The following is a 7,443-nucleotide window of genomic DNA, read 5'->3' as shown; positions in this document are numbered from 1 at the left end:
TTCAGGAGAAAAGTGTATTGAAAAACACACTTTTTTATGAATGTAGACAGAATTCTTCCTCCCCCTCCTCCCCACCCTCCCCATCCTCCCCACCCTCCCACAAGGGTTTCAAGAGTTCCTTATAAGGTATAGCTTTTAGGGAGAGGTAATTATCCATCATCCATTATCAATTATTGAAATCCCATCTTTTAAACAAGGTAATTCTATACCTAAAAGTTCTTGAAAATTAAGAATATCCTGCAAGAATAAATGTTTTAAATTATCTTCAACAAGAGTCGGAATCGGAAGTATACTACTTTGGTTCCATTTCTTTGAGAACTTTAAAAATTTATAGTATATGCTTTTGGGTAAAACCTGTTCCAAAGTAAATTTAATTGTATTTTGTTCCTTAAGTAAACGGTGCAGAATAAAATTTTTAGGCCAATATCCTAAATTAGATTTAGAGTGATGTTCGGCATACCCAAGGATACAATAATATTTCATACTCCTCTCGTTTTTGCCAAACTGCCAGATGTTCTAAAAATAATGCCCCTATTGCCAGAAACAGACTCAAAACTACAGCATAAGCCTGATTTATACTATAGTCATTTTACTTTAGATTGAGACAAAGGTTTCTTACTGTTAAAGGGTTTCAGTTAAAAAACTGTTTCATTCTTATTTGAAATGACTATATTAAAAACTATTAAAAAAGTAGCGATCGCTTTTTACTCCCAACCACGTCTTTGGAACATTAGTTGTACCATTATGTAGTTGAAAATTACCTCAAATATAAATACAACAAAAAATACAGTAAAACTTTTTACCGAAAAATTTTGGTTTAAAGCCTCCCCTTGGATAGGGGATAATAAATAAAAATTTTCATTCAGGAGTCAATCCTCTCCTTGATCAAGAAGAGGTAATTATTAATTATTCATTATTAATTATTAATTGTTGAAACTAGCATTTAAAAATAATGTTAGTAACAATATCATCAAACCGATGGTATCAAAATAATCTGGCCAGAAGTTTAAACTTTTTCCTAGGGCACTGATGCTAAAGAAGTTGATCGTGACTATTTACTTCTTCAAGGATACACTCAGTTAGAGTAGTAACTTTCTCTAGAACTAATAGTTCTATATTAGAATTTTTTCAATCTTTTAACTGTTATAATGCAATTTCTAATCCTTTAAAATATCATCAGCACGCCGCCCTGTAATTTCTAATTTTTCTAGTGCAAAAGTAGACAATTATTTCTCGAAAGAACAAATTATTTCCAGACGAGATTTAATTTTTTCCATTTGAGCATAATTCCGTCGAGAAAGATGCTTTGTTAACTGACGAAACTGCAAAATTAGAGCATGCAAATTAAGAGTTGTACTACTATCAAATACACTAATAATTGAATTATCTCTCAGCACTTTTTGGAATATTCCAAAATCATGTTTTTCAAGCTTCATGAAAGCGAGAACCTAACACTGATGAAATATTATTAATCATTTTGTGTTATAATCAGTGCACATTAAAACTGTATCACCTATGAAGTACACTTACCAATATCGTACATATCCAGAGACTACAGCAAAGTTGACACTAAACAACTGGCTCAGAATTTGTCGGTATTGGTATAACAGGATGTTAGGAAAACGTTTTAACTGGTGGGAGCAAAACAGATGTCCTATAAATGTTTTTCCTCTAATTTCTCATTTACCTGAATTAAAAGACAAACCCAATTACTATAACCCAGAAAAAGCAATTACCAGAACTGAAAAAGGCTATAGTAGAAGTCAAACACTCAGGCGAGCATCTGGATTTTTCCCAAGTTTATTCAACAGTTTTGCAAGATGTCTTTCAATAATGGATAATGGATAATGGATAATGGATAATTACCTCTCCCTAAAGAGGATTGACCAAAAAGGAAAAAATTTATTTTCTTCCCCTTGAAAGGGGAGGCTTTAAACCTGAATTATCTAATTATTTAATTATTTAATTGTTTAATTGTTTCGGTAAAAGAGTAGAAGCAACATTTTCGCTTATTTGTAGCAGGTGATAGTAAAGGTAATCGTAGCGGTAAACCGAGATTGAAAAATCAATCTGGATATCGTTCATTGAACTTTCCTAATGCTGATGATTCTTGGTTAAAATTTTCATCAATTAATAGTAAATGGTTGTATATTTCAATTCCTAAAATAGGCTTGATCAGAGTGAGAACCCACAGATAAATACCTGATGGAGGTAACATAAAACAAGTTTCACTAATCAACAAAGCTGATGGTTGGTGGATAAATTTAAGCTTAGAGAATAAGTCAATTCCTGATTTTAAAACTGACAATATTCAGCCTACTTGGGAAAACTCAATAGGTTTAGATGCTGTCCTAGACAAAAATATTTATCTAGCCACATCAGAAGGTAATTTATTTCCTTCTCTCAAACCTTTAAGAACAAATCAAGATCAACTAACCAAAGTATCTCAACGCAAGAACAAACCTAAACACGGCAGTAAATCAAGACGAAAGCTAGCAAAACGTGAAGGCAAAATTCATCAAAAAATAGCTATAAATCGTAAAGATTTTCAGTATAAAACAGCTTACAAATTAACTCGTACAAGTAAAAAAGTATTTTTCATAGAAAAGTTAAATCTAGTAGGATTAACTCGCAGAAATAAAACTAAACAATATGAAAATGGAAAGTATTCACCTAATGGTCAATCGTCCAAGTCTGGGTTAAATAAATATTGGTTAGATGCTGCATTTAATCAATTCTTTCAAATACTAGGTCAGGTAGCCGAAAAAGCTTTTCATGTCGCGCAGCGAAATGCTAGAGTGATAGAATGCGAACCAAGTTATACATCTCAATTACTTTCTTATCGTATCGGAAATAGTGTTTATAGATTGTAGTATCAGAGAATATTTCGATGAAGAATTACAGTTAAAAATTGATAGAGATATTAGCTGCTATCAATCTAAAACGAGTCGTGCTGGACTTGTTCCCGACTATAAACCGCCGTCAAAACAAAGTGGTTATAGCTAAATCTAAAACTGCTTTTGTTTCTAATGGAAGTTCTGACCGTCTTTAAAAAACATTTCTATGCCTACACAGAAAGCGCATGCGTTTGTGTAGGTAATGACTATATTGATAATATATCAATATAGTCATTACCACTCAGGTATCAGCTTTGTTTTTTCTCTGATTGTCCTTTGTCTTCAAGGCTGGTTACTATAACTCATCATCTATAAAATTAAAGTTGGTAAATTTATTACTTATAATTTTGTATTACCAAATACTATAAGTTGATTAGTGCAAAGTATATATAATTCTCAAATGAATTATCACAACAATGAAAACTTTAAAAAAAATCCTGAACTAGATGAGGGATATGTCTCAAATTCATTTAACCCTTTATCTAATGTTTTAAAATCAATTCAAGTTTTGTCTGCACAATTCTTAGAATGGTTTCAGGAACTTCCCCAATGGGGAAAAATTACAGGGTTGATTATTATTCCCATAATGATAATCAAGATATTAGAAGCAGTTATCAGTTTAGTTTCTTTATTGATTAATATAGGTGTATTTGCAGGAGTGATTTATATAGGATATCGCTTTTTAATTATTCCTAATTACTCAGGGAAAGGTAAAGACAAAAACACTAATATCTAGCAGGGCTATTTCGTTCTAATTTATGACTTTTTGTGCAAACCACGAACATAAGCCTTTTCAAGGATTGAAGTTTATATAAACCAATCTCTAAAAGCTAGTAAAATTGTCTCATTATCCTAGAATGAAATAGCCCTGAATATCTAGATAGTGCAGATGATAATTAATTATTAAAAATATATCTAAATCAAGCTATAAAAAAAGAAAAGAATGACCATTACATTATATTTATATATAGCCATAAGAAATGATTCGTGAAAAAACCGTAGGAGTTTGATATCCAAATCCAATTTTTGCTTGGATTTAGAGACCAAACCTTGTGAGAAAAAATATTACAACATAAGCACTGATTGCTATATCTATATACTATGAAGGCAACTTTTTCTCAAAGTTATTATATAGCTATCTAGCATTGATAAAATAATAAATAGAGGTACAGAAGTTGATAATTTTAGGTAATAGTGAATACTAGAAAAGGGAATACAGAGGACGGAAAAAATATTGTATATTCTCATTAACATGAGAAGCATTATATTATTTAGTCACTGTCAACAAAGTTTCACAAATTAAGTTTGACCATAGAACAACAATAGTATATAGTTTTTTTTGAAATCAGTCTCATAAACTGTATAAATTTTTTATTATAGATTTTATCTGTTAACAATATTTAGAGATAGCAGATAACTAGATAACTTTAGAAAGTATGGGTAAAGTACAGAAAAGACCAGTTTTAATCTCAAACTAGCCCCCTATTTGTTCCTAGTTAGGAAAATCAAAAATCAAGGCTAAAAACAGGTAAATTTAATCATACTACCATACTTACGATGCAAAATAGTCAATCTAAAAGTTGAGAATATTAAAGTAAATATATTGATATGACAAGCCAGACTTGTAATTCAGGTATTAATAATAATAACCCAGATGCATCGTGGCAGTTAAAACCCAAGCAACTACCAATCTGGGTTCGTAGATGTGGTGCTTGGGCTACGGAAGTATCCCTCATTGTAGTTAGTGGAACAGTTCCATTTTGGCTTGGCCAGTTGGGTAACATAGGCAACAAATCTGTTCCTCTTAACCCAGTAGTAGCAAATACTACAGAGATAATTGCCAATACCTTTGGAATTCCTTTACGAAACCGTTATCAAAAAGTAACGCCTCTCGCTAATTTACTTTGGTCTGGAGCATTATTAGCTCCTGCAGTAATTGTAGGTTGGCAGTTATATTTATTAGCGACAACAGGTCAAACATTGCCTAAGCGTTGGTTTGAAATTAGAGTCGTAGCAGCTTTAGGAAATTCTCCTGGTTGGAAAAAAACCTTGATTCGTGAAGGTTTGGGGAAATGGGGATTACCTATGGGAACTGCCTACTTAATTTGGCGTATGACTGGAGCATTTCCTTCTTTGGGAATCCTATTTTTACTAGGAGGATTAACATCCTTTATTGATATTTATTTTGTTCGTTTCAATAAACTGGGTCGCACAGGACACGATAGATTAGGAAATACTTTTGTTGTAGATGCTCGCTCTGGTCAATTAGATTCTAATCCTTTTAGTTTAGGCAATCGAGAAAAGCAAATTTCCATAGCAACAATTGTTCTGAGTGAAAAAAAATCAGAAACTTTTCATCTATGGCCTTGGATACGACAAAATCCAGGTATGACTTTCCTTGTTGTGACTACTGTAGGTATGGTCTTAGTTTTAGGAACTATTTTTGGTACTCATGTTTATATTCAAAATCAAGCTAACTGGCGGGAGTTTAAACAACAAGATAATGATATGTTTCTGGCTCTTGTCAACAAGTTGTCATTAACTTCCAATGAACCTCAGCAACGACGAGTATCAGTTTTAGCCTTGGGTTCAACTAAAGATCCCCGTGCCATACCATTATTAGTAGATTTGTTGGCACAAGAAAAAGACCCAAGTATACTTGAAGTAATTCAACAATCTTTAGTCAGTGCCGGACCAACTGTGCTGCCAGAATTACGTCGCTTAAATCAAGCTCTGAAAAATGACTTGGAGTCTTTAAGTTATAGTGGCAATACTCAAGAACAACTTGTGGTATCTCTGCGACTAAGGGCTACGCAAAAGGCGATCGCCAAAGTTCTCAAAGTATATAGTGGCTCGGTTAAAGATGTTGACTTGAGTCGTGTGGATTTAGGTCAAATTACTTCTACTCCAGCAAGCTTTACTTTAATATTAGAAAGCACAGATTTGTCTGGAGTGAAATTGAGAGGCGCTATTCTGAATCAGGCTAGTTTTAAGAATAGTCGCTTTTATGGACCAGGAAAAGATAATCGTCTAGGAACTTTTGATGATTCAATTGCTGATTTGAGTGGGGCAAATCTCATAGAAGCCAATTTAACAGGTGCTGTATTAGGTCCAGTTGTCATGGAGCGTGCTGATTTGTTTAGAGCAACTCTTAGTAAAGCTAAAATGCCAGACTCTATTCTGACAAAAGCAAATTTAAGTAGTGCCAAATTAATTGAAACTGACTTACATCGAGCCAACTTAACAGAGGCAAGTTTTACTGGCGCAGATTTAGGAAGTGCTGATTTATCAAAAGCTAATTTATATAGAGCTAATTTAAGTAAAGTCAAAGCTGAAGGTGCTACTTTCCAATCATCGAATCTCAGAGAGTCTAACTGGCAAGGAGCAAATTTATCAGGGGCAAACTTCAGTAGAGCCAATTTAAAAAAAGCAGACCTGAGTTTAGCCCTATTAACTAATGCCAACTTTCGGAATGCTCAACTGCAAAATGCTAATTTGCAAAATACAGATTTAAGTTTGGCAGATTTGCGAGGAGCAAACCTCAGTGGAACTAATTTAAAAGGAGCAAAATTGGCAGTTCCAAAACCTACTCAGACAGAGCAATTTTTAGCCAGTCCACTAGATACATTCAAATCTGATCGTTTAAGAGGAGTTAATTTCAATCTGGCCAATAACTTAGACCCTAATCAAATTAACTACATCTGTAAACAGGGAGGAATTCACGAAAAATGTAAGATTACGGAGTAGTTTAGAATTTAGAATTTATCCAGGGTATTGTAAAGTTTTATTAATTTTATAGAAAAACATAGGAAAACAACTAAAAATATCTTAGACTGAGAAAGGATTGCAGAACAGCTCGTTAAATGTTTACAGGAGGGATAATACAGTTAGTAGAACATACTATTATTAAAAAAAATCATCTGGTGTCAAATACAAAGAGTCATGTCAATGTTCGTTTAAATACCGATCAGAAAAGTAGTCCCAAACGCTTTTAGCAATGGGATAGAGGGTGTTGTAGTTCACCCCGTTAAGGTAACACTTAATTAAAACTAAGTCGAATATTTTTCTATAGATTTAGTAACTATGACTACTAGGAATTTTACCGGAAATGTTTGCAGAGTCATTTGTGCTACGTTAGTTCAGAACCTGTGTTAAGCTTTGTTACTGTACCTCATGGACAACGGGAAGCACTGTATCTAAAACGTTATAGTTTTAGAACTCTGTATATAGTGTTTTTCCTAAGTCCTCTGATTGAATTAGAAAAAAATCGGAAGCTTTCTGTATATTTCAAAAACTTATCATTGAGGAATTAGGCCTTTTTAGGTTCTAAACACTACATATCTAAAACGTTATAGTTTTAGAACTCTGTATATAGTGTTTTTCCTAAGTCCTCTGATTGAATTAGAAAAAAATCGGAAGCTTTCTGTATATTTCAAAAACTTATCATTGAGGAATTAGACCTTTTTAGGTTCTAAACACTACATATCTAAAACGTTATAGTTTTAGAACTCTGTATATAGTGTTTTTCCCTAAATCCTGATTAAAT

Annotated in this window: 9 protein-coding genes; 5 read left to right on the top strand and 4 right to left on the bottom strand. The window is 32.9% G+C overall.

The features are described 5' to 3' along the window. Window positions 1-34: 34 nt before the first annotated feature. From F6K40_RS37405 to F6K40_RS37395, 3 genes are all read right to left on the bottom strand, one after another. The gene (locus F6K40_RS37405; protein ID WP_293144442.1) at window positions 35-160 is read right to left on the bottom strand and encodes a hypothetical protein; all 126 of its coding nucleotides are present in this window, start codon (window positions 158-160) and stop codon (window positions 35-37) included. Next, entirely contained in the window at window positions 157-483 is a 327-nt protein-coding gene (locus F6K40_RS37400; RefSeq protein WP_293144439.1) for a hypothetical protein, read from the bottom strand. The genes F6K40_RS37405 and F6K40_RS37400 overlap by 4 nt, the downstream gene beginning before the upstream one ends. 743 nt (window positions 484-1,226) lie before the next feature. After that, window positions 1,227-1,436 (bottom strand): hypothetical protein, encoded by a 210-nt coding sequence (locus F6K40_RS37395; RefSeq protein ID WP_293144436.1) that lies wholly within the window; start codon window positions 1,434-1,436, stop codon window positions 1,227-1,229. Between the two features lie 79 nt (window positions 1,437-1,515). On the opposite strand from F6K40_RS37395, the gene F6K40_RS37390 reads away from it, so the two are divergent. Next, window positions 1,516-1,848, top strand: coding sequence for a helix-turn-helix domain-containing protein (locus F6K40_RS37390; RefSeq protein WP_293144433.1), 333 nt, complete (start codon window positions 1,516-1,518; stop codon window positions 1,846-1,848). 217 nt (window positions 1,849-2,065) lie between these two features. Here the strand turns inward: F6K40_RS37390 and F6K40_RS37385 are convergent, their stop codons facing one another. Then, a complete protein-coding gene (locus F6K40_RS37385; RefSeq protein ID WP_293144430.1) occupies window positions 2,066-2,218 on the bottom strand; it encodes a hypothetical protein in 153 nt (50 codons plus the stop codon). Between F6K40_RS37385 and F6K40_RS37380 the strand changes: the two genes are divergently transcribed. The 4 genes from F6K40_RS37380 (at window position 2,199) to F6K40_RS37365 (ending at window position 6,644) form a co-directional block, all read left to right on the top strand. Continuing rightward, window positions 2,199-2,873, top strand: coding sequence for an RNA-guided endonuclease InsQ/TnpB family protein (locus tag F6K40_RS37380; protein ID WP_365674137.1), 675 nt, complete (start codon window positions 2,199-2,201; stop codon window positions 2,871-2,873). The two genes, F6K40_RS37385 and F6K40_RS37380, sit on opposite strands and share 20 nt — an antisense overlap. Then, window positions 2,857-3,006: a hypothetical protein gene (locus F6K40_RS37375; protein WP_293144427.1), complete on the top strand. Its 150-nt coding sequence runs from the start codon at window positions 2,857-2,859 to the stop codon at window positions 3,004-3,006. Before F6K40_RS37380 ends, F6K40_RS37375 begins: the two co-directional genes overlap by 17 nt. Window positions 3,007-3,297: 291 nt before the next feature. Beyond that, complete coding sequence (locus F6K40_RS37370; RefSeq protein WP_293144424.1) at window positions 3,298-3,633, top strand: hypothetical protein; 336 nt, start codon at window positions 3,298-3,300, stop codon at window positions 3,631-3,633. An 872-nt stretch (window positions 3,634-4,505) separates the two neighbouring features. Then, window positions 4,506-6,644, top strand: a complete 2,139-nt coding sequence (locus F6K40_RS37365) for a pentapeptide repeat-containing protein (protein WP_293144421.1) — start codon at window positions 4,506-4,508, stop codon at window positions 6,642-6,644. Window positions 6,645-7,443: the final 799 nt, after the last annotated feature.

The sequence above is a fragment of the Okeania sp. SIO3I5 genome (genome assembly GCF_010672085.1).
Classification (GTDB): Bacteria; Cyanobacteriota; Cyanobacteriia; order Cyanobacteriales; family Microcoleaceae; genus Trichodesmium.
The sequence above is the reverse complement of the archived record's forward strand: the minus strand, read 5'-3'. Positions and strand labels throughout refer to the sequence as shown.